Below are 24,219 nucleotides of genomic sequence, written 5' to 3'. Positions count from 1 at the left end.
AGACGGGGCGGAAGTGGCAGTGGAGGCGGCGGGTCAGAGGTGGGTTTCGGGCCGGAGGAGGAACAGTGCGCCGCCGGTGTCCCGGATGCGGTCCAGTTCCCGCGCGTAGAGGGCGGGGTGGGCACTGACGGTCACCTGGCTGACGGCGGCGACGGCATGGGCCCGGCCGTCGGCCAGCGCCCGGACAGCGCGCGCCCACCCCGGCCGCACGGCGGGGTCGGTACCGCCGCAGTCGTCACTCTCCGCGCCGCACAGCCGCCACCCCTGGTGGTCCGCGAGCTGCCGGAGCTCGGCGAGATGGCCCTCGCGGCCGTGGCCGGGGCGGGTGAGGACGTAGGGGACGACGACCAGATGCCCGGCGGGCACACGGGCTTCGAGGGCACGGTTCATCACGGCCCGGCGCTCCCGCAGCGCCGACGGCGTCGTCTCCGGCAGGGCGATGGGCATGGGGGGCGTGCGGCAGTTCCTGTCTGCGGGTGAAGACGGCGGGGCGGTGACCGTGCGGACCGGCTCCCGGACGGCGTCGCACGGCCCGGCCATCGCGGAATCAGGGGCGGGCAGGGTGGCGTGTGTGGTCATGCGGGTGTCCCGAGAGGTGGGTGGTGACACGGCGGGCGGGGCAGGGCGTCGGCCGGGCTGGTGGTCAGGCTGTGTGGGCGAGGAGGGTGTCCGGGGCCGGGGCCGGGGCCGGGGTGAGGGGGCGGGCGAACCGCTGGGACCACGGTCGGTGCCGGCCGGGGGTGAGGGCTTCCTCGGCGAGGCGGTGGCGCTGGATGTCGCTGGTGCCGGCGGGGGGTTCGAGGCACAGGGCGTCGCGGTGGAACCGTTCCATGGGCACGCTGGTGAGGAGGCCTGTGGCGCCATGGGTTCGCATGCCGAGGCGGGTGGCGTGCTGGGCGGCTTCGACGGCGTGGAGTTTCGCGGTGATGAGGTCCTGGTCGCAGGGCTCGCCGCGGTCGAGGCTGCGGGCGGCGTGGTAGACGGCGAGCTCGGCCATCTTTACGTGGGCGGTGATGTCGCCGAGACGGTCGCGGACGACGCCCAGGCCGGTGATCCGGTCACGGCCGGAGATGAAGGCTGTGGTCTGTGCGAGGGTCGCGCGCAGGATTCCGAGGGCGACGGCCCCGAGGTTGAGCCTCCCGTACAGCACGCTGGACGAGTAGGCGACGGCGAGTCCGTCGCCGATGTCGCCGATGCGGTGGCTGTCGGAAACGTGGACGGCGTCGAGGTGCAGTTCGCCGAAGGAGAACCCTTTGAGGCCGATACGGGGCGGGTGGGGCGGTGCGCTGACTCCTTTGCGGTCGTGTTCGACGAGGAACGCGGTCAGTCCGCCCGGTCCTTCGCCGGTGCGGACGACGACTCCGTGCAGGTGGCCGATCGCGCTGTTGCCGACGAACACCTTCCGTCCGTCGAGGACCCAGCCCCTGCCCTTGCGGCGGGCGGTGGAGGCCATGCCGAGGACGTGCCCGCCCGATTCGGCCTCGGTGACCGCGATCGTCGGCAGCAGGGTGCCCTCTGCGATCGGCGGCAGCCACTCCCGTTTCTGTTCCTCGGTCCCGAAGTGGTCGATCTTCGCCACACCGAGGATCGACGCCTGCGCGGCGGCCCCCATCGCTGCGCTGTGCAGCGAAAGTTCGTCTACCACCACGGTCTTGGCCTCGTGGCCGGCGCCCATGCCGCCGTAGGCGGTAGGGATGGTGACGCCGATCCAGCCCCGGGCGCCCATGTCCTTGACGAGACCGGTCTCGATGTCGCCGGAGTTCTCCATGCGGGGTATGCGGGGTGTTATCTCGGATTCGGCGAAGGCACGGACCTGGGCGCGCAGGTCCTCATGGGTGTCGGACAGCATCGGTCTCCGCTTTCGGTGACAGGGAAATTGGGGGGTGGGGTCAGGGGGTCGCGGGGAGGGCGGGGTGGAAGAGGCGGGGGTTGAGTTCGTCGCGGCGGGTTTTGATGAGGTGGAGCTGGTCGTGCTCGGTTTTCTGCGGGAGGGCGGTGGTGTTGATGAAGCAGAGGGTGGCCAGGGTGATGCCGGTGGCGGGGTCGATCAGGGGGGCGCCGACGTAGGAGCGGATGCCGAGCTGGTCCACGACGGCGTTCGACCGCAGCCGGGGGTGGTCGTGGACGTCGGTCAGGACCAGGGCCAGGCCGCCGCGGGCGGTGAGGGCGGGGCAGAACCCGTCGGTCAGGGGCATGGTGCGGGGGATGAGCGGCAGGTGGGGCCTCGGTGCCCGGTACAGGCCGGCGAACCACTGCCCGTCCTGGGTGAGGATGTTGACCATCGCGTAGTCGGCGTCCGCGGCACGGCCCAGGGCGGTGGCGGCTTCGTCGAGGTCGGGCCGCGGGCGCCGGTCGAGCCCGAGTTCGGCCAGCCGCCCGGCCCGCACGGCGGGCGGCCCGGGCAGGACCGGAACACCGCCAGGGACCTGGACCTGGGTGTTGGGGTGGGGTGCAGCGGGGTGGGTCACAGTGATGCTCCGCGGGGCGATGGGGGGCGGGTCAGGCTGGTGAGCAGGGCGGTCAGGACCCGGGCGACCGAGGCGGGGTCGCGGGCGTCGCACGTGATCACGGGGACGTCGGCGGTGAGGTCGAGGGCGTCGCGGACTTCCTGGGGGGTGTAGTGGTTGGGGTCGTGGGCGAACTGGTTGACGGCGACGGCGAAGGGGATGCCGAGCTTCTCGGCGAAGGTGAGGCTGGGGAAGGAGATCTCCAGGCGGGAGGTGTCGACCAGGACGACGGTGCCGAGGGCGCCGTGGGCGATGCTGTTCCAGCCGTGGGCGAAGCGCTCCTGTCCGGGGGTGCCGAAGAAGAACACCTTCACCGGCGGATCGGCGTCGGGGAAGGTGAGGCGGCCGAAGTCCAGGGCCACCGTGGTGGTCGTCTTCCCCTCCACACCGGTGAGGACATCGGTGGTGGTGCCGGCCTGGGTGAGGACGGCTTCGGTCCGCAGCGGGGTGATCTCGCTGACCGCGCCGATCAGCGTCGTCTTCCCGGTGCCGAAACCGCCGGTCACCACCAGCTTCACCAGGCATTCAGCATCCGGCATCGCTGGTCACCTCCCACCGCGCCTGAAGGCCCGCGAGAAAGGCGTTGATCATCGCGGTCCGGTGGTCCCCGTCGGAGGGGTGGGGGATGACCATGCGCAGCGCGCGGTCCTTGAGGAGGTCGGAGACCATGACCATGACCAGCGGCACGGGAAGGTGGAGGGTCCCGGCCAGCTCGGCGATCGACCGGTCGGCCCCCTCGCACAGGTCGAGCAACTGCTGCGGCTCGGGCGGCAGATCTGTCACCGTGTGCGCGGGCAGGGTGCGGACCTGGGTGTCCAGCCGCAGCGTCAGCTCGGGGACGGTGCGCCCGCCGGTCAGGGCGTAGAGGGGGATGCGGGTGGCGGGTTCCCACCCGGACTGTGTGTCCATGTCACTGGTCTTCCGGCAGGGCGCGGGCGGGGGTGGTGAGGTGTTCGCCGACGCGCTGGATCAGTTCGGTCATCTCGTGTCCGACGCGGCCGGGGTCGGCCTGGGGGTCGGTGGCGACGGTGAGGAGGCTGCCCGCTCCGGCGGCCATCACGAACACCAGGCAGGCCGGGTGCTCGATGATCATCTGCTGCACGTCCCCGCCCGCCGGGTCGCCGCTTGCGGCCTGGACGGTGGCCCTGCCGAGGCTGAGCAGACCGGCGGCGGAGGCGCAGAGACGGGCGCGGTCGTCGTCGGACAGCGGGCCGGTCGCGGAGGCGATCAGTCCGTCCTGCGAGGCGAGAACCGCGCGCACGTTGTGCCCGACCCGGGCCGCGAAGCCGTCCAGCAGCCAGCCCAGGTCCTTGAGCTTCCACACCGGCACGGTGGTGTCCTGACCGTTCATCAAACACTCCTCAGATCGGAGGAAAGGAGAAAGAGGGACAAGAGGTGGGGGGAGGGGAAGAGCGCAGCGGGCAGGTCAGAGAGACGGCGGCCCGTCGGCAGCCTCGGTGGCTTCAGCGGTTTCGGTGTTCCTGGCGGTTTCAGCGGTTTCGGTGGGTGTGTGGGTGCGGACGGCGGTGAGGAAGGCGCCCGCGAGTCCGGGCGACGGCCCGGGGCTGGTGCCGCCGGCGGGCCCGGAGCGGTCGTGCTCCAGCCCGGCCGGGCCGGGCGCGTTGCGGGTGCGGCGGGGGAGCCGGGGCCGCCCGCCCCCCGCCTCCGCAGCCACTCCCGAAGCCGCCTCCGCATCCGTTCCCGGGGTCGGGGCGGGTGCTGGTTGTGTGGCGCCGGGGTCAGCGGCGGCATGGGTGGGTGGCTGTGGGGTGCGGCGCGGCAGTCCGGAACGGTCATCGCCGTCCGCGGGCGGGGTGGCGGAGACCAGCGGGGCGGCGGGCACCGGGGCGGGGCGGGGGTGCGGCGGCCGGTCGGCGGTGGACCGGTCGGCGGTCGGCAGTTGCGTCCCGGTGAGGAGCAGCCGGTCGGGCAGCAGGACGGTGGCGATGATGCCCTGCTCCGGTTCGGTTTTCACCCGGAGGTGGACGGTGATGCGGTGGGCGGCGGCCAGGCGTGCGGCCACGGCGAGGCCGATCCGTCCGTCCCGCAGCCGTTCCAGGACCCGCTGTGGGTCCGGGTCGGCGAGCAGGCCGTTCGCCGCCGCGAGGGCTTCGGGGCCCATGGCCAGGCCCTGGTCCTCGATCTCGATCAGCAGCCCGTCCGGCCGCCGGGTCACCCTCACCTCGACCTCTTTCTCCGGCGGGCTGAAGTGGAGTGCGTTGTCGATCAGCGCGCTGAGGAGGTGTGTCACGGCCGGGCCCGCGTACTTGACCAGCCACAGGTCCCGGTCCAGCGGCCCGGTGATCCGCGCCCGCCGGTGGTGCATGGTCTCCGCCGCGGCCTGCCGCGTCACCGTGCCCAGCGCCACCGGCTCCCGGCTCGCCCCGAACGGCTTCCCGCCCAGCACCATCAGGCTCTCGCAGTAGCGGCGTGCCAGTGTGGCGAACAGCTCCGCCTGGAACGTCGTCCGCAGCAGCGTGGGGTCCTCGATCGTGTGCTCCAGCTCCTCCAGTACCTCCAGCAGCTGGCTGATCGTGAGGTGCATCCGGGGGGCGACGCTTCCCACGACCTGGGCCTCCCGGCTCCATGCCGTGTCCCGGCCCAGTTGCGCCACCGCGCCGACCGCGTCCCGCAGCACCTCCGGAAGCGCCTGACCGACCACCCGGAACGGATCGCGCTCCCCGGGTGCCAGCGGTCCGGGCGCGGCGCGGCCGAGCACGGCGTACAGCGAGGCCCGGCCCTCGGTGAGCAGAATGCCGTACCGCGAGGCACACGCGTACGCGTCCTCCAGAGCGTCCTGCAGCCGTTCGGCCTGCTCCTTGAGCACGGCCCCTTCGGCGGCGGTCCTCTCGGCCTGTTCCCTGAGCACGGCCTGTTCGGCGGCGAGTTTCGCCGTGTCACCGCGGGCACACCGTCCGCACAGCAGCACGATGACCGCTCCGCCCGCGACCGCCCCGACGGCCGTGACCGGCCAGGACAGGACGCCGGCCTCGTGTACGGCCCACACCCCGGACGGCACCGCCGCGCCGCCGAGCGCGTGGGCGAGATTCCGGGCGCGCAGCCGCGACCGCCAGCGGCGTATCCCGCGCGCGGCCGACGGAACATCCCCGTGTTCCGGGCCACCGCTTGCGGACCGGCGTAAGAACAACGTCGGCAGGGACAGGTTCATGGACCCTCAACAGTCAACAGTGCGTACAGAACAGGTGGTTGGCGAATGCGGCGGGCCAACAGGGCAGACAGGCTCGGCAACAGCAGACCGGCTCGCGGTGCCCGGCCCGGGGGCTGCCACTGGTGCAGGCCCTGTTCCCTGTTCACCCGCCGATCTGTGCAGCAGGGCGGGCAGGGCCCCCGGGTCAGGCGGCGGCGGTGCCGCCGGAGGGTCTGTGAAGGAGGGCGCCGGGGTGGGGTGCGAGCCCTGCTCCGGCTCGCCGTTCGGGCAGGAGGCCGGGTTCGTCGACCGGCCACAGGACCGGTGTCCCGTCCGGGCCGGGGCGCTGCTGGGTCCCGTACCGCTGGGGACGGCCGTCCGCGACACACACCCGGTCGAAGAGCAGGGCCTGATGGTGCCGCGGGGCACGGCCGCGGGTGACCGCCGTGGCCAGGTGCCGCAGCAGGGTACGCAGGAACGGCAGCCCGTCGCACGTCAGGGCGATCTCCAGCGCGGCCTGCGCCCCCTCCCGCCCGACCAGGAACTGGTCCGGCCACCCGTGCGAGGCGATCACCCGGTGCAACGCCCGCGCGTTCGACCCCTCCAGCAACGGGTCCGGGAACCCCGCACCCGGCCCCACCGCTACCGCTGCGGCATGCCAGGCCGCCGCGCGGGCGGCCAGGTCCCGGGCCAGCACCGGCAGCACCGGCGCCCCCTCCCACCACTGCGCCCCGGGCCACTCCCGCAGCACATCCTCCCGGCACGCCCCCCACCGCACCGGCACCACGAACTCCACCGGCATTGCAAGGACCCCAGCACCCGCGCCCAGCGCGGTGGCGGTGGGCTCCGGGACACGGTGAACCCGCTCCTCGTGCCCGGCTGCCTTGCGGGGCATCAGTCCGCGCAGGCGGCTGCCCACCGCTCGCAGTGCGGTCACCGCCGTCCCGCTGCGGGCGGTCCGGTGGTGTCCGCCGTGCGGCGCGGGCCCCGTGGCCCCCGCCATACCGTGCGACCCGGCGGAGGGGGCTGCCAGGTTGGGGGTGGGGAGGGCGTGGCGTCCGGCTCCGGGCGGCGGGATGATCCAACCGCCGTCCCCGGACGCCACCGTGACCCGGTCCCGCGCCGCCCGGTACCCAGTGTCGGGGAGGACGAGGAAGGTCACCGAATCCAGCCCCGTCCTGAACGACGGCACCACCGCGCCGCGACGGGTGAGGCGGGCCTCGGCGAGCCGTCCCAGCCCGTAGGGGCAGGTGACGGCGTCGAACCGCCTGCACACGGTCATCAGCTCCGCATAGGGGTCGCCGGAGACCAGGTGGACGGCGTCGTCCCCGGTCAGGGGCAGGCCGCGGTAGGAGAACTCCCAGCCCAGCACCGTCACACAGGCATGGACAAGAGCGGCCGCGGCTTCCGCATCGGGATCGGACAGGGGTCCGGGCAATCCAGTCATGAGAAAGAGGGGGTTCCTTACCGGGGGAGAACGGAACACGGGGGACAAGCACAAGCGCCCGGAGCCGGGCCCAGGAGGGACGGCGGACGGCGCCCGCCCGGGGCGCGGGGCTACGGGTCCTGCGGGGCGTGGCGGAAGAGTTCCGCGCCGTGGGGGAGGGGGAGGGGGAGGGGGCCGGGCCGGAGGGGGTCCCAGGGCGGGGTTCTCCAGGAGTGGCCGGGTGTGGGCGGCAGGCGCAGGACATCGCCGGGCCCGGACAGAACCAGCCCTCCGCAGCGCACGGCGAGGTGTCCGGTTCCCGGGAGGGTGAGGAACACGAGGCGCTCCCCGCCGATGTCGATCGCGGGGCGCACCGCGGGTCCCCGGTCCTCGCCGAGGCAGAGGACACCGACGGCGTGCGGCAGGACGACCGCGTCGAACAGGGTGCACCGCACACTCGTCGGCTCGTCCGGTCCGGCTCCGGGGGTGAGGGGCCAGCCCAGCACGTTCCGGTAGGTGTGCAGGAGGGCCTGGCGGTCGAGGGGGCCGGGAGGCCACGGAACAGACGACGACGATGATGAGGGTGGGGTCACGGCATGCTCCAGATGCTTCAGCAGGCGTGGATCGGGCACCCCGCACCGCAGAGCGGGGCAGGCGGGGGGAGGGGTCAGGCTGCCTGGCGCCGGGGGTGGTCCGGAACGTCGGGGAGTGGACCCGCCGGTCCGGTGTCCGGGCTGGTCAGTGCGGTGATGAGGTCGTCCACCTGGTAGGGCTGGTGGGTGGGCGGGGTGGGCCAGTGGATGTCCGGGCCGCCGACCGCGACCGCGGGCGGTATCTCCACGGTCGCGCCGGGGCGCAGGAACCGGGTCCGGGGCACCGTCCACTGCCCGGGCCGGGTGCCGCGCGGCAGGAGGAAGACGGCGATCCGGGCGAACGGGTTGATCACGACGGGACCGTGCGCCAGGTCCGGGTGGTCCTCCAGGACCTTGAGGGCCCTCTCGTAGGGGACGCGGACGGCCTGGAAGTACCGCCCGTTGGGCACGCGGCTGACGCGCGTGCGGCGGATCCAGTTCGGGAGGAAAACGGCCGGCGGGACCGTAGCGGGTGAGCGCATCAGGGGATCTGCCTTCCCGGCCTGTGAGACCGGAGCGGAGCGAAAAGTGACGGAGAACGGGGGCGGGGGGCTGCGGGGCGGTCCGTGACGCGTCACGCCACGGCGGCGGAGACGGAAGCGGAGGCGGGGCGGGGGTTCATGCCGCCACGGCGGCGGGTGCGGGCCGGTGGGGTGTGATGACCGTGCCGTCGGGGTGCAGTCCGCCGGTGTCGTCGAAGACCAGGACGCCGTTGCACAAGAAGCTCCAGCCCTGTTCCGGGTGGGCGCAGACGCTCCGGGCGGCCTCGCGGTCGGCGGAGTGGGCCCCGGGGCAGACGGGGGAGTGGGAGCAGGGCCGGGTGTCCGTCATCGGGCACCGCCCGCCATGGCGTGCAGGCGACCGGCCCCCGCAAACACAGGCGCGGACGCGGGCGCAGGTGTGGGCGGGAGGAGGGGGAGGAGGTCTTTCACGGCTTCGGTGAGCTGCACGAGCGCGACCAGGGCGGCCATGTCCCCGGGGTCCACCGCCCGGCGGGCCTTCATACGGGTTTGCGCGGCCAGCCGGGCCACGCCCCCGTCATCGTCGTTCTTCTCGTGCTGTCTGAGCGTGCTGTGCTGGAGTAAGAGTTCGGTGACCGAGGCGAGGAGGCGGAGGAAGCCACGGGCGTGACCGGGCGCGATGGGCAGCGGGCCGTCCTCGTTCTCCAGCAGGAACCGCACGACCCGTGCGGCCAGGTCGGAGAGGAAAGCCAGGACGCCGTGCTCCGGCGGACGGTGCACAGGGTTCCCGTCCCCCGTGTCCTCCGCCCGCAGAACACCGGTCCCGGCGACAAGAGATGGAAAGGCCGGGGGTGTGCCGGGGCCGGGCGGTCCGGCGGGGGCCAGGACGGCGACAGCGGTCGTATTCGCCACAGAAGTTCACTCCAGTCACAGGGAAAGCAGGGGAGAAGGAAGGAAGAGGAGAGGGATGTGCCCCGAAGGGGCAGCGGGAGCCGGGGTCAGATGGTGCTGGTGAAGTACCGCGGGCGGGGCGGCAGACGGTGCGAGACGCTCATCCACACGGTCTTGCCCGGCCCGGCGGGGCGTCTGCTGACGCCGACGGCGTGGGCGATCCCGGCCGCGATGCCCAGACCGCGGCCCGAGCAGGCACCGGACCCGGCGTGCCGGGGGCGCGGCAGCTGCGGGGAGCGGTCCTCGACCGTGACATCCAGGAGCTGCTCACCCCACGTGAGGGTGAGGATCACCGGGTCGCCCGGCCGGGAGCCGTGGTGCGCGGCGTTGGCGACCAGTTCGTGGACGGCCAGTGCCACCTCGTCCGCGTCCCACCGGCACCCGTCCGTGGGCCGGGCCTTGAGGAAGGCGCGCACCAGCAGCCGTGCTGCGGCCACCTGGACCCGTCCGGCGGGGAAGGCCGAACACCACACCAGCACTCCCGGCCTCCCCACCCCCACGACCCCAGCCGTCGTCTGCGCCGTCGTGTCCGTCCGCGGGACGGAGGACAGCAGGGCAGGGGCGGGGGACGGCAGGGCAGAAGCGGGGGTCAGTTCGACCACGCTCCCGGTATCCGGGCAGGGGCCCAGCTCCCGGCGGGAGGCGACCACCACCACAGGCCGGGCGCCGCCGGTCAGGTTGCGGAGCCGGGACCACCCCGGCCGCGAGGCGGGCAGGCCGCTCGGCTCGACCGCGTCGCACACCGCGCCGCGCACGGTGTAGCCGCGGGCCTCGGCCGCGGCGGACAGGGAAGCCAGAGTCCCTATCGCCGCAGGTCCGCAGGCGTAGACGACAGCGGACGGCGCACAGCTGTTCACGGCAGACCTCCTGGACAACGCGTCGACAAGGGAAACGGTCTTCGGAAAGGGGGATCGGGGCCGGGGCCTTGAGAGGCGGCGGCTTCCGGGGTGCGGCAGTTGGGAGGCCGGGGCCGTCCCGGGGCGCCTCCGTACCCGTGGCCACGGGGCAGCCTCCGGGGCCGGAATGAGGGGGGCGCGCCCCGGGACGGCCGTCTGCAGGCCAGGGCTCACGGCCCCCGGCCGAAACGCCACCACCGGCCCGCGCGCCGGGGATGCTCACCGGTGACGGGAACTGCACCTGCGGCTGAGCGGCAGTCCGACAGCATCGGCGCCTCCGGGAGCGCAGCGGTGGTTCCCGGCGACGGCCGCCGCCCGGGTGGTGCACTGATGGGTGGCAAAGCCAACCGGCGATCCCTGTCGTGATCCAGGGCCGATCCGCCGGGCGGATCACGGTATGCGTCCGGCGGATCACCGCTACGCGGTGGCGTGGGATGCTGCCTACTGTGGGGAATCACAACGTCGACTGGCACGCCTTCGGGGACCTCAAGGACGCTGCCGGGCAGGGGAATTACGGTGCGGTGATCCGCCGGGTCCGGCAGATCCTCGGCCTGGGCCAGCGGGAGTTCGCCGACCGCTGCGGCCTGTCCCAGGCGGCGCTCTCCCGGCTGGAGAACCGGGGTGGCCGGGGCGGCTACGACATGGACATCCTGGCCCGCGTCGCCACGGCCGCCGGGCTTCCGCACGACCTGGTGGGCCTGGCCCACCCGACAGGGGGTGAAGGACCCGTGCTGCGACGCGACCTCCTCACCGCGGCCGCCGCCGCGGCGGTCCCGCTGCTGCCCGGAGCCACCCCCCACCACACTCCGGATGAACCCGGCATACTGCGCCAGGTCACCTCCGCCTACCGGCGCCTCGACGCCACCACACCCTCGCGGGACCTTGCCGAAGCCGCCCACCCCCACCTGCGGCTCATCCAGACCCTGACCGCCCGCACCACCGACCCCGCCCACCACCAGCGCATGTCCGCCGCCGCCTCCGAAGCCGCCTCCTTCACCGCCTGGCTCGCCTGGGACACCGCCGACCACGGCTCCGCCCGCCACTGGTACGGCACCGCCATCACCACCGCCCAGCACACCGGCAACGAACTCCTCACCGCCTACCAGCTCGGCAGCCTCGCCTCCTTCGACGCCGAAACCGGCCACCCCCACACCGCGCTGCGCCGCATCGAAGGCGCCCGCCGACAGTTCACCGGCCCCCTCCCGCCGCTCGCCGCGGCCTGGCTCGCCTCCATCGAGGCCCTCGCCCACGCCGCCGGACAGGACCACGCCGCCTGCGACCGCGCTCTCACCGCTTGCGCCCGCCACACCGGCCGCATCCCCCAGGCCGACCCGGCCGCCTGGCCCTGGATCTTCACCTTCGACGAACGCAAGCTCAGCGCCTGCCGCCTCGCCTGCGCCGCGCGCCTCCCGCACAGCCCGCGCATCCGCATCACCGACCACGACCTCACGACCGCGGTCACCGGCGGCCACGACAAACAGCGCGCCCTGATCACCCTGAACGCCGCCACCACCCACCTGACCCGCGACCGCGATCCCGAGGCGGCCTTCGCCCTCGCCACCCGCGCCCTGCACGCCGGACTGCGCCTGTCCTCCGGACGTGTCGCCGACCGGGCCCGTATTTTCCGCCGCACCGCCGGACGCCACGGCACTGCTGGCGGGTACGCGGACGAGTTCGACACCCTCCTGCACACCGCCTACCTCTAGAGAACGGACCCGCCCATGCCCCTGCGTATCGGCATCACCGGCCACCGCGGCCTCCCCGGACCCGTCGCCCGGGACGTACGCCGCCGCCTGGCCGTGCTGGCGGCGGCGTACGATCCGGCCGGGCTGATCGCGGTGAGCTGCCTCGCGGACGGCCCCGACACCTGGTGGGCACAGGAAGTCCTCGCCGCCGGGGGCCGCCTGGAAGCCGTCGTCCCGGCCGGGGAATACCGGGCCGGGCTCCCCGACTGGCACCACCACGACTACGACACCCTCCTCAACCAGGCCACGACCGTGCACCGGACCGGACTCGCCGAGTCCACATCGCAGGCGCACCAGGCCGGCAGCGAACTCCTCATCGACCGGTGCGACAAACTGCTCGCGGTGTGGGACGGGCTGCCCGCCCGCGGCTTCGGCGGCACCGCCGACGCCGTCGCCTACGCCCACCGCACCAACACCCCGGTCACCGTCCTGTGGCCCGAGGGCGCCAGCCGGTAACAGCACCCGGCCGAGCAGGAGCCCAGCGCGACGGCCCATCCGGCGGCACCCGGACTCACCACGGCCCACAGGAGTGCAGGGCAGAGAAGCCGGTGTCCCTGTCGCCGCAGGTCCGCAGGCGCAGACGGCGGACGGCGCGCAGCTGTTCACGGCAGACCTCCAGCGGATGAAGGGAACGGCATCGGCGGGCCTCTGCGGCACCGGGTGTGTGTGCAGCGCGTCTGACCGGCGGGAGAGGGACGCCAGGTTCACCGACCGGTGCGGCGATGGACAACCGCGACTTCTCACCGATGGGTCCGTGGCCCGTGCACAGTCACGGAACCCGTCGCGCGTTCCGTGAGAAGTCACGGAAAACCGTCGGGGGTTCACACCCGTTTCACTACACTCGGCGCACGTACCGTTCGCGGAGGTGACCTCATGGCCGACCGACGGCATCCGTCCTCCTGCGCCGCCCGGACGCGGGAGCAGGCCCGCACCGAGGGGTGGTCCGGTGACCGGACCGCCGCCGCCATCGCACGGTGCTGCGCGGTGAGTCTCCTGCGCGGCCACCGCCTGGCCCGGGGCTGGACGCTCCAGCAGGCCGTGGACGCCTACCGCGACATGACCCGGAACATGCCCGGGGCCGCCCGCGTCGACCAGGACCAGCTGCGGATCTGGGAGACCAGCCCCGGGCGGCGTCCCCGGGCGCAGACCATCGACCTGCTGTGCCGCCTGTACGGGACGAGCGCCGGGGGCCTGGGACTGAGCGGCGACTACACGCCCACCACCGCCCCGGCCACAGTGCACCCGGGCCGCCCCGCCCAGGACAGCCCCGCACACAGCCCGGCGGCTGTTGCCCACGGCGATGCGCTCGACCAGGTCCTCGACCGGACCCGTCACCGTGTGGACCGCACCCTGGCCCGCGCCACCGTCAGCCCCGGCCAGCTCGACCTCCTGGACGAACGCCTCCTGGACCTGCGCCGCCAGTACCTCGTCACCGCACCGGTCCCCATGCTCGGCCACCTGCTCCCCGAACTCGACGAGATCCGGACGCTGGCCGCCGAACGGCAGCCCGCCACCGCACAGATGCGACTGTCGGAAATGACCGCCGTCCTCGCCACCCTCACCGCCGACGCCCTGATGAAACTCGGCCGCCTGCGCCACTCCCGCGCCTGGTACGCCACCGCCCGCACCGCCGCCGACGACAGCACCGACACCGACCTGCGCGCCCGCGTCCGGGCCCAGGCCGCGATGCTCCCCTACTACTACGGCCCGCTCACCTCCGCGGTCACGCTCGCCCGCGAGGCGCGGATACTGGCCCGCCACCGCACCACCCCCACCGCCGCGTTCGCCGCCGCCGCCGAAGCCCGCGCACTCGCCCGCCACGGCGACACCACCCGCGCCCGCGAAGCCATCCACCGCGCCCGCGACACCTTCGACCGCGCCGCACCGGGCGACCCGGACGACGCTTTCGCTTTCCCTGAACGCCGCCTGCTCCTCTACCTCAGCGGCGCCCTCACCTACCTCGGCGACACCCGGGAAGCCGACCGCGTCCGCAGCCGGGCCCTCACCCTCTACGGCGACCACCCGGGCATCGACCCCGCACTCCTCCACCTCGAACAGGCCATCTGCCTCGCCCGCGACCGGCACCCCGCCGAAGCCTGCCGTCTTGCCACCAGCGCCTACCTCGAACTCCCCGCCGCGCAGCGCACCGACCTGATCGGCGCCCGCGCCCACGACGTCCTCACCGCCATCCCGCAACGACTGCGGTCGGCCCCCGCCGCCCGCGCACTCGGCGACGCCCTCGCACTCCCCACCACCGAGACGTGACAGAAACCCCCCATGCCCCCCAGCCTGGAAGACATGACCGACCCCCACCTGCCCGGCGGCTACACCGGTGACGAACTGACCACCCTGATCACCCACGCGTGCCGGGAACTGGGCCTCGACGGCACCAGCCCCCGGATGCTCCGCGGCCACACCAACGCCGTCGTCCGCCTCGGCGACACCGTCCTCAAGATCGCCCGCAAGGGAACCGCCCCGCAGACCGTGGAACGCACCGTCGCACTCGTGCGCTGGCTCCAGGACCACAACTTCCCCACCGTCCCCCTCCACCCCCGCACACCACAGCCCGCCCGCCTCACCGGCGAAGCCCTCGCCACCGTCTGGACCTACTACCCCCAGCCCGCCGAACCCGTCACCGCCGCCGACCTCGCAGCACCCCTCGCCACCCTCCACCGGCTGCCCGCCCCGCGGATACCGGTCAGACAGCTCGACAACCTCACCGCCATCCGCCGCTCCCTCACCGCAATCAACACCCTCGACCCCGAAACCCTGCACTTCCTCACCACCAGGGCCGACCGCCTCGAACACGCCCTGAGCAAGGTCGAATACGCCCTCGAACCCGGCATCGTCCAGGGCGACCCCCAGCACCGCAACGCCCTCCACGACCCGGCCGGCGGCCGCACCGTACTGTGCGACTGGGACACCATCGCCCACGGCCAGCCCGAATGGGACCTGGTCACCGTCGAGATCCACTGCCGCCGCTTCGGCCACGGCCACCGCCACTGGACCGACTTCGCCACCGCCTACGGACTCGACATCACCGCCTGGCCCGGCTACCCCGTCCTCCGCGACATCCGCGAACTCCGCATGATCACCACCAACGCCCGCAAAGCCGCCCACACCCCGGGCTCCCTCTGCGAAGTCCAGCGCCGCATCAAAGGCATGCGAGAGAACGAGGACGGACTGCTCTGGAACATCCTGTGACCCCACCCCGGCACCCACCGGAGTCCGGCGTCCGCCCCCGGCACGCCGCAGGCAGCACCCCCACACCAACGGCCCCACGACCCCGCCGCCCACCGCGCCGCCCACCACGCCGGGCACGGCCGGACGGACCGGGCGGGGCGGCTGCATCCCGGCCGCGAGACCACAGGACCGGGCGGTGGCGGCGGAAAGCGCCGGACTGGTCATCTTCCAGAACCTCAACATCTCTCAAACCAGTGGATAAGGGACGGTTGTGGGGCAGGGGGCAACAAGACGCAAGGGACAGCAGGGGGCGGTGGAAAGTGGGTGGGGGACCGGCTGCCCGCAGGGTGCTGTCCCCGCGGGCAGCCGGGAGGCCGCGACAGGGGCCACCCGGGCCGCGGTCTCACCCCGACCCCAGGGGGAATGGGGTTCCGGTGCGGTGGAGGTCAGCCACCCCACCGGCCCGCATCCCCCGGGGTCGGGGCCCGGGGCCGTCCCGGGGCGCCTCCGTACCCGTGGCCACGGGGGCAGCCTCCGGGGCCGGAACGAGGGGGGCGCGCCCCGGGACGGCCGTCTGCAGGCCAGGGCTCACGGACCCCGGCCGGAGCGGAGGCCGCCGTCGCCTACAGTCCCGGGCGGGGAACCCGCCCCGGGGGCACGGCCGACCACACCCCAGGCTGCCGCCCCCGACGGACACAGCGGACCCGGCGCGGCGGGGGAGTCCGGGCGCCAGCGCGTGACGTCACCCAGGCCGGGCGGCCCGATGTGCAGGGGTGCGGCGTACCGGCCGAGGTCCCCGGGCGTAGCCATGCGGCCCCACCGGCCGCCGGTCGCCCCGGTCATGACCGCGGTGACCGTCTCACGGACACCGGCGTCAGCGCAGACCATCTGCTGGATCACCACCGGACTGCCGGAAGGGAGAACAGCGGCCCAATCCCGGACAACACCTGCCGGACCGTCCGGATCGTCCGCTCCGTCGGCGGGCAGGCAGTCCAGCACGTTGGCCATCAGGACGGCGACGGGCCGGTCCCAGTCGAAGAAGCCCCCGATCGCCTCCCGGATCGCACCGGGGTGCCGGATGTCGCCCCCGACGATCAGAGTGTCCGCGTTGTCGTCCAGCGTGGTGAACGCGTGAGCCAGGACCACCGGATCGACATCGACGTAGACGACCCGGGTCCCCGGACAGGCCGCCTGGGAGACCTCGTGGACGTTGCCGTCCAGGACCGGGAGCCCACAGCCCAGATCCAGGAACTGCCCGATACCCGCCTCCCCGGCCAGAAGCCCCACGGCGCGCCGCAGGAAGGCCCGGCCGCTGTGGGCGAGCTGCCGCGCCCCGGGCACCACCTCCACCAGCGCCGCACCGGCCGCCCGGTCGGGGGCATAGTTCTCCACGCCGCCCAGCAGCCAGTCGTGCACCCGCGCGGACCGTGCGACCGTCGTGTCCTGGAGCGCCGGCCGGACCTCACTGCCCGACCCGCCGCCACCGGGCTCACCGGGGGAGGTCATCCTCATCGAACCTCGCGACGCCGGGAATGCCCGGACGGGGGCGGCCTGAGCCGCTGTTGTACGCGGGGCCGCGGTCACCGGCGTGCATCCGGCGCGGTGGCGGCGAGCCGTTCGACGAGCATGTCCCCATCCGGCAGTTCCACCGCCACCGGCTCGGTACGGCTCCACGGCGGTGTCTCCCACCGCAGTTCCGGCGACGACGGCAGTACCAGCCGCTGTTCCCCGGACAGCACCTGCACACCGCCCGCCGTGGGGATGTCCCGCGCGCTGCCGGCCCGGACCAGGAAGAACCGCTTCTCGCCGCCGAGGAGACACGGCAGCACCGCCCCGTCGACAGCTTGTTCCAGGTCCCGTTCGATCAGCAGCGCCAACTCCCGCCCCAGCCGCGCCGGAACGGCCACCACGTCGAACCGCTGCCCGCACAGCACCGACCACACCGCCCGTGGCGAGCGCTCCCGCACCCGCTCCACGTCCGCAGCCTCGACCGGGGCGCCGTCCGCCGACAGCGGCCAGCCCAGAACAGTGGTGTATGCGGACAGCACCGTGGTGGGTGAGCTGGAGCGAGGGGGCCAGGAGAGGGTCATGTGCGTCACGTCCTTGTGAGCAGGGGGAGGGCTGGTGCCGGACGCCGGGTCCGGCGGGAGCGCCCGTGCGCGGGAGGAAAGGGGAGGTCCCTGCCGTGGGGGCAGGGTCCGGCCGGCGGGCGCGGGCAGCGCGGGACCATCCTCCGTGTTCCACAGAGCGTGTCCCGATGGTGACCAGGAGACAGCACCGGGGGTGGGGGAGGGAAGGAAGTCCTGAAGAAGTTGACCCGTCAGTAATGCCGGTTCGGGTGCGGTGGGCGGCGGGTGTGGTGACATGCTGGACGCCATGACCCTTCTCAATGAACAGCCCGCGACCGCCGCCGACTTGCTGCCCCTGGCACTGACCTCGTACGGCCACTTCACGTCCATGCGGGCCGACGCCGACCGCCGCATCCGCGGCCTGTCGCTCCACCTCGAACGGCTCGCCCGGGACAGCGAAACCGTCTTCGGTACAACCGTGGACCCCGCCCGCGTCCGCCGGCTCGTCGCCACCGCACTGGACGGCACACCGGGCCCCTGCGTCGTCCGGGTCACCCACTACGACCCCGCCGTGAACCTGGCCCGCCCCGCCGACGCCACCACACCCCAGCTGCTGGTCACCGCCCGCCCCGCAGCCGACCTGCCCCCGCCCCCGCTCACCGCCCAGACCATCACCTACGAACGCGACCTGCCCCAGGTCAAACACTGCGGCCTCTTCGGCGCCCTCCACGCCCGCCGCACCGCCCAGCTCAACGGCTTCGACGACGCCCTCTTCACCGGCACGGACGGCCTCGTCTCCGAAGGCGGCACCTGGAACATCGGATTCATCGACACCGACAACACCATCGTGTGGCCCCAGGCCCCCGTCCTCCCCGGCGTCACCATGGCCCTCCTCCAGGAACACACCGCACACACCGTCGCCCCCGTCACCGCCGAACAGGCCAGAGGCATGACCGCCGCCTTCGCCACCAACACCTCCATCGGCGTCCGCGCGCTGGCCGCCATCGACGACCACCCCCTGGACACCGCCCACCCCGCCCTCACCGCACTGCGCGACACCTACCTCAAGATCCCCGGCGAAGACCTGTAGGAGACCACGATGGGAGTGAACCGCTGGACCGGCAGCGAAGTCGCCCTCCTGCGCCAGGCCCTGCGCAAAACAACCCGCGACTTCGCCGCCCTCGTCCCCGTCAGCCAGCGCCAGCTCACCACCTGGGAACACCGCGGCCCGACCATCACCCTGCGCCCCGGCAACCAGGAAGCCCTCGACACCCTCCTCGCCCGCGCCGGACACCCCGCCCAGGAACGCTTCGCCGCCCTCCTGACCGAACGCGCCGCCGCCGACCACGACGAACGCACCGAACAACTCCTGCGCCGCCACCCCCGCACCGTCACCCACCCCGCCGACGGCAAACTCATGGTCCCCGTCGACGTCCACCCGACCACGAACCGCGACTACACACGCTTCGTCCGCGCCACCGGACACCCCCCGCCACCCCACTGGACCGCAGGCCACTACCCCGCCGCCCTGGCCGACCACCCCGTGGTGTGGGTGTCCTGGCACGACGCCACCGCCTACGCCCACTGGGCCGGCAAACAACTCCCCACCGCCCGCCAGTGGGAGAAAGCCGCCCGCGGACCCAACGGACGCCACTACCCGTGGGGAGACGAACCCACCGCCGCCAAATGCAACGTCGCCGAAGCCGGCATAGGAACCACCACCCCCGTCACCCGCTACCAGTCCGGCATCAGCCCCTACGGAGCCTTCGACCTCTGCGGCAACTGCTGGGAATGGTGCTCCACCGAGGAACACCCCCCAGCCAACCCACGCCGCTACGAACTGAAGGGCTCCGCCTTCACCTCCCCCTTCGAACGCGCACTGCCCTCGCTCCAGAACACGGCCAACGCCGGCATGCGCGACAACGACACCACCTTCCGATGCGTCAGCCCCCCATGAGAACAACCCACCCCCACCGGGAAACACGCGACCGGACACCATCCCGACCAGGCCACGACGGTGTACCGGACCAGCCTGACCGAGCCCACCCCCCAGGCGCGCCAGGCCGGGAACGAACTCCTCGTTGACCGGTGCGACGAACTCGTGGCGGTGTGGGACGGGCTGCCCGCCCGCGGCTTCGGCGGCACCGCCGACGCCGTCGCCTACGCCCGCCGCACCAACACCCCGGTCACCGTCCTGTGGCCCGAGGGCGCCAGCCGGTAGCCCGGCCTCCGGGTTCGGCGTGCCGAGCGGGGTCATGAGGGTGCCGGGTACCGGGCGTACGGTGGGGTCCCGGCTGAGGGTTGTGAGTGCTTCCTCGCCGTGGGGGAGCGATGGGTCAGGGTCCAGCGGGAGGCCGGTGACGGTTGCGACCCGGCTGGACGGCACCGGCGCGCAAACGCGCTTCCGCTTCCGGGCAGCCGTCAGCGGTGCGCTCCCCCGGGGCCGCAGGTGCCCGGGACGCCGGAGGGCGCCGCCCGGTCGAGCGGTCTGGGCGATGGTGGTGCGCAGCCGGCGGCCCGGAGCCGCAGGGCGAGTGTGCCGATGTCCGGCAGCGTCACCGGCACCGGTTCGGTTCAGGCAGCCGGTCTCCCGACAGGTGATCTCGCTGGGCTGTCCCGGCGACCCGGCAAGGCCCGGGCCTTGCCCACGTCGTGCATGTGCACTGGCCATTGTTGTGCGCTCCCCGGCGGGTGTGTTCCGCGTTGGCGTCCTCGTGCAAGAGAAAACCCCGGGCGGGTCCGGAGCGGCGGACTTTCGACCGGACTTTCAGCCGGACTCTTCGCCGAGTCGGGTCTCCCACCCCTCCAAGAGCCGCTACGCTCGCGAACGTTGAGTTAGCCGGAGGTGACGATGTGGCTGCTTCTACCCCCTTCGAGGATGCTTGCCGACTGCACGGATGGGAACGTCCGGCGGACTTCCTGCGGGCATTCCACGCCGCTGCCGATGTTTTGGGCGAATCGGTCACGCTGACCGACCGCCAGTTCCGCCGGTGGCGTCAGCCACTGCCTCCCACGCCGAGAGCCCGTGCGTGGCGGGTATTGCACGCGATGTTCGGCACCTGCCCGACCGAACTCGGGTTCCATGACCCACCGCTTGGTGTCACTGTGGGGAGTGCAGAATCCCCCTCACAGAGAGGCGATCCAGGCGTGAATCGTCGTGCGTTCGTTGCCGACACCTTTGGCGCGGCAGCCGGAATGAGGCTGCCACCTCAGGGGCGGCCGGTGCCCGGACCGGGTCCGTCCGGTGTCATCGGCACATCCCATCTCCTTGAACTCCGGGCCGGCCTGCGAGGCCTCTTCCAGCTCGACAACGCCTTCGGCGGCGGCGACGTACGTTCCCTTGCCGTACGACACCTGCGGCGTGTCCGCCGCATCATCAACACCAGCGACTTCCCCGACACGATCGGCCGCCAGCTCCACCTCCTCGCAGGCGAGATAGCCGAACACTGCGGATGGCTCTACTACGACGCCGACGACCAGAACAACGCACGCCGCTACTGGGGCGAAGCCCTGACCACGGCAACCATGCTGCGCGACGTCAACCTGGAGATCATCATCTTCTCGTCGATGAGTCTCCAGGCCTGCCACGAGGAACGCTTCCGCGACGGCCTCGACCTCGCACGAGCGGCCCAGGAACGCGCCACCCGGCTCGGCTCGCCCACCGTCCAGTCACTCATCGCCGCCCGGGAAGCCCGTGCGCTCGCTCTGATGGGCGACAGCAAGGCAGCCGGCCGGCGCATGGCCGACGCCATCCGCCTCATCGACCGTGACGGACGGGGACGCCCCGCCCCCGAGTGGACCAGCTTCCACGGACCGGCCGAGCTGGACTACTTCCAGGGACTGCTCTACTCCGACCTCGGCCACCACCACGCCGGCGCCCACTTCCTCCGCGCAGCCCTCGCCCATCACGACAGCATCTACGGACGCAACCGGGCGCTGTACCGGCTCACCGCCGCAGACATCCTCCTCAAAGCCGGAGAAGCCGAAGAAGCCGCCGCCTGCGCCATGGAGGGTGTACAGCACCTCGACGAGGTCGAATCCGGCCGGGTCACCCGCAAACTCGACAGCGTCACCACCTCGCTGCGCACCATCGGCACCACAGGCGCGCAGGACGCCGCCGACAGTCTGACCGAACGTCTGAGGACCGGGGACGTGGCATGACCACCAGCCCGAGGTATGACAGGTATGAGGGACAGGACGCCGCCGCGCAGCTCGACACCTTCCTCGCCGTCTACGAAGAGGTCTACGCCGAACCTCCCTACTCGGAAGGCCCCAGCGATGTCCGGCAGTTCATCGACCACTATGACCATCACACCCGGCGCCCGGGAATGCGCCTGATCCTGGCACGCACCGACAACGGGATCGCGGGCTTCGCCTACGGCTTTCTCCTCCCGGCCGACACCCGGTGGTGGGCCAACGTCCAGGAGCCGCTTCCCTGCGACCTCACCCGTGAGGACGGCCGCCGCACCTGGGTCATCATCGAACTGGCCGTACGCAAGGAAGCACGCCGCCGGGGAATCGCCACCGCCCTCCACACCGCGCTCCTCGAAGGGCTGCCCGTGGAGCGGGTCACACTCACGGTCCGGCCCGAACCGGAAGCGGCCCCGGCACGGTCCGCCTACGAGGCGTGGGGCTACCGCACCGTGGGCCTCTCCCACCCCTGGGACGAGGCCCCCTATTACAACGCGATGATCCTCGACCTCGGCAGCACCTCCTGAACCAGCGCCCGGTCCCGCCCCTGGAAGTCAGAAAGGATTCCCCAGCGGCATGCAGGCCGGCAGGAAGGAGGTCCCTGACACCCGGTCGGCCTGTCAGCGACACGGTCACCTGAATCCAGGCGGCCCAGCCGCGGCTCCGGAGAACGATGTGCCTTCCGGCGCCCGGCCGGGCGGTGCAGCCGGGGGCGCACTCGCCGTGCGGTCTGTGCGCCCGCCGGAAGGTGAACCGCCGGCGAACACCCCTCAGAAGGGTATGCGGTTGCGCTCTGATCGCGGGTGTCGGCCAGGCCCTGAACCCGGGAGTGCGATCGTGACCCGTTTCCTCACCGCCGCCGTGCTGTTCGCGCTCGTCGCCGCCCCACTGCCGGCGGCTACCGCGGCGCAGGCCGCTCCGGCGGCGCGGAAGGTGGCCTGCGGCGCCAAGGGCGCCTCGCCGCACAAGTCCAGGGGACAGGAGAAGCAGTACGGCCGGAAGGTGATCATCGCGAAGGCCACCGCCGTCTGCGCCGGCAACCGGCCCGTCAGCAAACTGGTCATCGACACGAAGCTCCAGAAGAAGACCCGCGGCACCTGGCGGAACGCCACCAGGAACCGCCCCCAGCCGTACACTCCCGTCAAACTCGGCAAGAAGTACGTCGCCTGGACGCACTACACCAAGTGCCAGAAAGGCACCTACCGCATCATGTTCCGTGTATCAGGAAAGGTGGACGGAAAAATGCGCTACGGAAACTGGGGAGCCGGAGACCCGCGGAAGAACCCCTGTGACTGACAGCACCGACCCCCCGATCCACCCCGTGCGGGCGATCTTCCGCAGAGCCGCCACCACCTACAACGCCCACCTGGTCGAGTCCGACGACTTCTGCGTCCTCCTCGCCACCGGCAACGCCACCACCGACCTCACCGCCGTCATCCTCCCCGGCACCACCCTCCTCTCCGTCAGCGGCATCACCTGGAGCGAATACGACTGGGAACCCGGCGACGAGAACGAACTGGCACAACTGGAAGAAGACATCGCGGCCGTCCAGCGCGGCGACGGCGCCCTGTACTTCCGCGCCCGCGACGGAGAGCTGGAATACACCGGCGGCCGGATCGGACACCGCGGCATCAACCCCCCGTTCAACCCGGACAAGGCACTGCACCGCACCTTCACCCCGTGGGAACAACGCCCCGCATAGACCAGCATCCGTGTCGGGCCTCGCCTGCGACTCACCGCCCGCGTGCAACACCCACGCGGCCAACGGTGCCGGAACCGCCCGGTCCGGCCACTCTGACAGACCGGTTCGGGACCATCCGGTCCGGGTGATCAAGTAAGAGGTTTCGCGGCCGGGGTGGTGAGTCCGACCTGGCCCGGCCTGCCCGAGCTGACCCGCATACGGGACCTCCGCACCCCCGGCTCCTTCATCCGCCGCGCCGACCACCAGGACCCTGGCGCCGGCCGCGAACTCCACCACCGCCTTCACACCCTCCAGACCGGCCACCGCACCGCCCGCTGGGGAATCCACTGAGCGGCGAACACCCCGAGGGGCAGGGGTGTCCGTCACAGTCCCAGCCTGTGATGGGCGACGGGTTCAAACCACCCGCGTGGTTAGGGCGGCCGTCGGCGGCCCTAACCAACCTCAACCCCGTCGAAGGGATCTGGTCCCTCCTGCGACGCGGCCGGCTCTCCAACGTCGCCTTCCACACCCCCGAACACCTCGTCCAGCGCATCCGCCGCGGCCTACGGCACATCCAGTACCGCAGCGACCTCATAGACGGCTGCCTCGCCGAGACCGGCCTGACCATCAGATCCACTTGAGCAACCCAGCGACATCACGAGTTCAACCTCAGTAATAATGGCCAAATTTCATTATTGTGTAGTCTGGTGCGCCGTGCTAACTTCGCTGTCGCATTAATAGTTCGGTTAGATTTGACGGATTAACTTCCAGTCTGAAATCGCCGCCGTGACCCGCCTTGCGCGGGCCGCGAGGTAGTTAGTGCGGAGCTTTTCATCTGCGTGGCTGCGAGAGGTGAGTATGTCTGACGTTCGCTCGGTCGACCGGATCTATGACCAGACCGACCAGACGGCAAAAATAGTCAACCAGGAGAGTCCTGCGAAGCCCGGAAACCAGCTCGTGCTGGACGCCGGCAACAACAACACCTGCACCATGTGGACGCCCTGGTGTGACAGCCAGGCCGAAATGAACGAGAGCCACTACATCGAGGTCACCATCGGACCTGATGACCCGGCCAACCGGCTGCAGATTTTCCAGAGCGGCGACTACGTCTGGTACACGACCCAACTGGACTACAGCCTCCGCCAGCACGTGCAGGGAGACAACGCCTCCGGTAAAGGTGAATACAATATGTACATCCAGTCCGACAGGACCATCAGGTACGAGAAGTTCGCCTGACCCGGAATGATGAGCTGACCTCCGGCACCTACGGGATCTGCCTGCACGGCGGAGTGTCTGCACAAAGTGCCCATGCCAGCAGATTGCTCCGAC

The 24,219-nt window shown here is 72.2% G+C and carries 28 protein-coding genes and 1 pseudogene; 14 read left to right on the top strand and 15 right to left on the bottom strand.

The window, feature by feature from the left end:
• Positions 1-33: 33 nt before the first annotated feature.
• The 13 genes from CRV15_RS30245 to CRV15_RS30185 form a co-directional block, all read right to left on the bottom strand.
• Entirely contained in the window at positions 34-579 is a 546-nt protein-coding gene (locus CRV15_RS30245; RefSeq protein ID WP_003963099.1) for a hypothetical protein, read from the bottom strand.
• Positions 580-643: 64 nt separating this feature from the next.
• Positions 644-1,849, bottom strand: a complete 1,206-nt coding sequence (locus CRV15_RS30240) for an acyl-CoA dehydrogenase family protein (protein WP_003963098.1) — start codon at positions 1,847-1,849, stop codon at positions 644-646.
• Positions 1,850-1,889: 40 nt separating this feature from the next.
• Positions 1,890-2,468: a GAF domain-containing protein gene (locus tag CRV15_RS30235; protein WP_003963097.1), complete on the bottom strand. Its 579-nt coding sequence runs from the start codon at positions 2,466-2,468 to the stop codon at positions 1,890-1,892.
• Complete coding sequence (locus tag CRV15_RS30230) at positions 2,465-3,046, bottom strand: GTP-binding protein (RefSeq protein ID WP_003963096.1); 582 nt, start codon at positions 3,044-3,046, stop codon at positions 2,465-2,467. Before CRV15_RS30230 ends, CRV15_RS30235 begins: the two co-directional genes overlap by 4 nt.
• Complete coding sequence (locus CRV15_RS30225) at positions 3,033-3,416, bottom strand: DUF742 domain-containing protein (RefSeq protein WP_003963095.1); 384 nt, start codon at positions 3,414-3,416, stop codon at positions 3,033-3,035. The genes CRV15_RS30230 and CRV15_RS30225 overlap by 14 nt, the downstream gene beginning before the upstream one ends.
• A 1-nt stretch (position 3,417) precedes the next feature.
• Positions 3,418-3,858: a roadblock/LC7 domain-containing protein gene (locus tag CRV15_RS30220; protein WP_009999107.1), complete on the bottom strand. Its 441-nt coding sequence runs from the start codon at positions 3,856-3,858 to the stop codon at positions 3,418-3,420.
• Positions 3,859-3,933: 75 nt separating this feature from the next.
• The gene (locus CRV15_RS30215) at positions 3,934-5,676 is read right to left on the bottom strand and encodes an ATP-binding protein (protein ID WP_003963093.1); all 1,743 of its coding nucleotides are present in this window, start codon (positions 5,674-5,676) and stop codon (positions 3,934-3,936) included.
• A gap of 184 nt (positions 5,677-5,860) precedes the next feature.
• Positions 5,861-7,102: a DUF6624 domain-containing protein gene (locus CRV15_RS30210; RefSeq protein WP_003963092.1), complete on the bottom strand. Its 1,242-nt coding sequence runs from the start codon at positions 7,100-7,102 to the stop codon at positions 5,861-5,863.
• Positions 7,103-7,212: 110 nt separating this feature from the next.
• Positions 7,213-7,587: a hypothetical protein gene (locus tag CRV15_RS30205; RefSeq protein ID WP_009999105.1), complete on the bottom strand. Its 375-nt coding sequence runs from the start codon at positions 7,585-7,587 to the stop codon at positions 7,213-7,215.
• Between the two features lie 161 nt (positions 7,588-7,748).
• Complete coding sequence (locus CRV15_RS30200) at positions 7,749-8,123, bottom strand: hypothetical protein (protein WP_106437491.1); 375 nt, start codon at positions 8,121-8,123, stop codon at positions 7,749-7,751.
• Positions 8,124-8,331: 208 nt separating this feature from the next.
• Complete coding sequence (locus CRV15_RS30195; RefSeq protein ID WP_003963089.1) at positions 8,332-8,544, bottom strand: DUF5999 family protein; 213 nt, start codon at positions 8,542-8,544, stop codon at positions 8,332-8,334.
• Complete coding sequence (locus CRV15_RS30190) at positions 8,541-9,086, bottom strand: hypothetical protein (protein ID WP_003963088.1); 546 nt, start codon at positions 9,084-9,086, stop codon at positions 8,541-8,543. The genes CRV15_RS30195 and CRV15_RS30190 overlap by 4 nt, the downstream gene beginning before the upstream one ends.
• Positions 9,087-9,172: 86 nt before the next feature.
• Positions 9,173-9,982, bottom strand: coding sequence for an ATP-binding protein (locus CRV15_RS30185; RefSeq protein WP_003963087.1), 810 nt, complete (start codon positions 9,980-9,982; stop codon positions 9,173-9,175).
• Positions 9,983-10,467: 485 nt separating this feature from the next.
• On the opposite strand from CRV15_RS30185, the gene CRV15_RS30180 reads away from it, so the two are divergent.
• The 4 genes from CRV15_RS30180 (at position 10,468) to CRV15_RS30165 (ending at position 14,970) form a co-directional block, all read left to right on the top strand.
• Complete coding sequence (locus CRV15_RS30180; protein ID WP_009999100.1) at positions 10,468-11,727, top strand: helix-turn-helix domain-containing protein; 1,260 nt, start codon at positions 10,468-10,470, stop codon at positions 11,725-11,727.
• A gap of 15 nt (positions 11,728-11,742) precedes the next feature.
• Complete coding sequence (locus CRV15_RS30175; RefSeq protein WP_003963085.1) at positions 11,743-12,222, top strand: hypothetical protein; 480 nt, start codon at positions 11,743-11,745, stop codon at positions 12,220-12,222.
• Positions 12,223-12,639: 417 nt separating this feature from the next.
• The gene (locus tag CRV15_RS30170) at positions 12,640-14,031 is read left to right on the top strand and encodes an NsdA family TPR-like regulatory protein (RefSeq protein WP_003963084.1); all 1,392 of its coding nucleotides are present in this window, start codon (positions 12,640-12,642) and stop codon (positions 14,029-14,031) included.
• A gap of 33 nt (positions 14,032-14,064) precedes the next feature.
• A complete protein-coding gene (locus CRV15_RS30165) occupies positions 14,065-14,970 on the top strand; it encodes a phosphotransferase family protein (protein ID WP_044972731.1) in 906 nt (301 codons plus the stop codon).
• Positions 14,971-15,537: 567 nt separating this feature from the next.
• Here the strand turns inward: CRV15_RS30165 and CRV15_RS30160 are convergent.
• Both CRV15_RS30160 and CRV15_RS36390 read right to left on the bottom strand, forming a co-directional pair.
• On the bottom strand, positions 15,538-16,455 hold the full coding sequence (locus CRV15_RS30160) for an SAM-dependent methyltransferase (protein WP_009999099.1): 918 nt from the start codon (positions 16,453-16,455) through the stop codon (positions 15,538-15,540).
• 74 nt (positions 16,456-16,529) lie between these two features.
• Positions 16,530-17,039, bottom strand: coding sequence for a hypothetical protein (locus tag CRV15_RS36390; RefSeq protein ID WP_009999098.1), 510 nt, complete (start codon positions 17,037-17,039; stop codon positions 16,530-16,532).
• Positions 17,040-17,325: 286 nt separating this feature from the next.
• Between CRV15_RS36390 and CRV15_RS30150 the strand changes: the two genes are divergently transcribed.
• The 10 genes and pseudogenes from CRV15_RS30150 to CRV15_RS30105 all read left to right on the top strand — a co-directional run bounded on the left by CRV15_RS30150 (position 17,326) and on the right by CRV15_RS30105 (position 24,126).
• A complete protein-coding gene (locus tag CRV15_RS30150; RefSeq protein ID WP_003957355.1) occupies positions 17,326-18,108 on the top strand; it encodes an aminotransferase class IV in 783 nt (260 codons plus the stop codon).
• Between the two features lie 9 nt (positions 18,109-18,117).
• A complete protein-coding gene (locus tag CRV15_RS30145) occupies positions 18,118-18,975 on the top strand; it encodes a formylglycine-generating enzyme family protein (protein WP_003957356.1) in 858 nt (285 codons plus the stop codon).
• A 60-nt stretch (positions 18,976-19,035) separates the two neighbouring features.
• Entirely contained in the window at positions 19,036-19,239 is a 204-nt protein-coding gene (locus CRV15_RS30140) for a hypothetical protein (protein ID WP_003957357.1), read from the top strand.
• Positions 19,240-19,670: 431 nt separating this feature from the next.
• A complete protein-coding gene (locus CRV15_RS38040) occupies positions 19,671-21,179 on the top strand; it encodes an NsdA family TPR-like regulatory protein (protein ID WP_003957359.1) in 1,509 nt (502 codons plus the stop codon).
• Entirely contained in the window at positions 21,176-21,736 is a 561-nt protein-coding gene (locus CRV15_RS30130; protein ID WP_003957362.1) for a GNAT family N-acetyltransferase, read from the top strand. Before CRV15_RS38040 ends, CRV15_RS30130 begins: the two co-directional genes overlap by 4 nt.
• A 310-nt stretch (positions 21,737-22,046) precedes the next feature.
• A complete protein-coding gene (locus tag CRV15_RS30125) occupies positions 22,047-22,505 on the top strand; it encodes a hypothetical protein (protein ID WP_009999093.1) in 459 nt (152 codons plus the stop codon).
• A complete protein-coding gene (locus CRV15_RS30120; protein ID WP_003963078.1) occupies positions 22,498-22,911 on the top strand; it encodes a hypothetical protein in 414 nt (137 codons plus the stop codon). Before CRV15_RS30125 ends, CRV15_RS30120 begins: the two co-directional genes overlap by 8 nt.
• A 153-nt stretch (positions 22,912-23,064) precedes the next feature.
• Entirely contained in the window at positions 23,065-23,241 is a 177-nt protein-coding gene (locus CRV15_RS30115; protein WP_003957366.1) for a hypothetical protein, read from the top strand.
• A gap of 107 nt (positions 23,242-23,348) precedes the next feature.
• Positions 23,349-23,531: pseudogene (locus CRV15_RS30110) on the top strand (transposase); the annotation flags it as partial.
• Positions 23,532-23,748: 217 nt separating this feature from the next.
• Entirely contained in the window at positions 23,749-24,126 is a 378-nt protein-coding gene (locus CRV15_RS30105; protein WP_003957371.1) for a hypothetical protein, read from the top strand.
• Positions 24,127-24,219: the final 93 nt, after the last annotated feature.

The organism is Streptomyces clavuligerus, from assembly GCF_005519465.1.
In the GTDB taxonomy this organism is placed as follows: domain Bacteria; phylum Actinomycetota; class Actinomycetes; order Streptomycetales; family Streptomycetaceae; genus Streptomyces; species Streptomyces clavuligerus.
Note: the sequence above shows the minus strand (reverse complement) of the source record. Positions and strands in the feature narration are given on the sequence as shown.

Excerpts from the sequence above, each read along its gene's own strand:
- CRV15_RS30195 (WP_003963089.1), bottom strand. The coding sequence starts at position 8,544 with ATGACGGACACCCGGCCCTGCTCCCACTCCCCCGTCTGCCCCGGGGCC.
- CRV15_RS36390 (WP_009999098.1), bottom strand. The coding sequence starts at position 17,039 with ATGACCCTCTCCTGGCCCCCTCGCTCCAGCTCACCCACCACGGTGCTG.
- CRV15_RS30170 (WP_003963084.1), top strand. The coding sequence starts at position 12,640 with ATGGCCGACCGACGGCATCCGTCCTCCTGCGCCGCCCGGACGCGGGAG.
- CRV15_RS30145 (WP_003957356.1), top strand. The coding sequence starts at position 18,118 with ATGGGAGTGAACCGCTGGACCGGCAGCGAAGTCGCCCTCCTGCGCCAG.
- CRV15_RS30245 (WP_003963099.1), bottom strand. The coding sequence starts at position 579 with ATGACCACACACGCCACCCTGCCCGCCCCTGATTCCGCGATGGCCGGG.
- CRV15_RS30225 (WP_003963095.1), bottom strand. The coding sequence starts at position 3,416 with ATGGACACACAGTCCGGGTGGGAACCCGCCACCCGCATCCCCCTCTAC.
- CRV15_RS30210 (WP_003963092.1), bottom strand. The coding sequence starts at position 7,102 with ATGACTGGATTGCCCGGACCCCTGTCCGATCCCGATGCGGAAGCCGCG.
- CRV15_RS30220 (WP_009999107.1), bottom strand. The coding sequence starts at position 3,858 with ATGAACGGTCAGGACACCACCGTGCCGGTGTGGAAGCTCAAGGACCTG.
- CRV15_RS30165 (WP_044972731.1), top strand. The coding sequence starts at position 14,065 with ATGACCGACCCCCACCTGCCCGGCGGCTACACCGGTGACGAACTGACC.
- CRV15_RS30215 (WP_003963093.1), bottom strand. The coding sequence starts at position 5,676 with ATGAACCTGTCCCTGCCGACGTTGTTCTTACGCCGGTCCGCAAGCGGT.
- CRV15_RS30150 (WP_003957355.1), top strand. The coding sequence starts at position 17,326 with ATGACCCTTCTCAATGAACAGCCCGCGACCGCCGCCGACTTGCTGCCC.
- CRV15_RS30130 (WP_003957362.1), top strand. The coding sequence starts at position 21,176 with ATGACCACCAGCCCGAGGTATGACAGGTATGAGGGACAGGACGCCGCC.
- CRV15_RS30230 (WP_003963096.1), bottom strand. The coding sequence starts at position 3,046 with ATGCCGGATGCTGAATGCCTGGTGAAGCTGGTGGTGACCGGCGGTTTC.
- CRV15_RS30105 (WP_003957371.1), top strand. The coding sequence starts at position 23,749 with ATGTCTGACGTTCGCTCGGTCGACCGGATCTATGACCAGACCGACCAG.
- CRV15_RS30175 (WP_003963085.1), top strand. The coding sequence starts at position 11,743 with ATGCCCCTGCGTATCGGCATCACCGGCCACCGCGGCCTCCCCGGACCC.
- CRV15_RS30240 (WP_003963098.1), bottom strand. The coding sequence starts at position 1,849 with ATGCTGTCCGACACCCATGAGGACCTGCGCGCCCAGGTCCGTGCCTTC.
- CRV15_RS30160 (WP_009999099.1), bottom strand. The coding sequence starts at position 16,455 with ATGACCTCCCCCGGTGAGCCCGGTGGCGGCGGGTCGGGCAGTGAGGTC.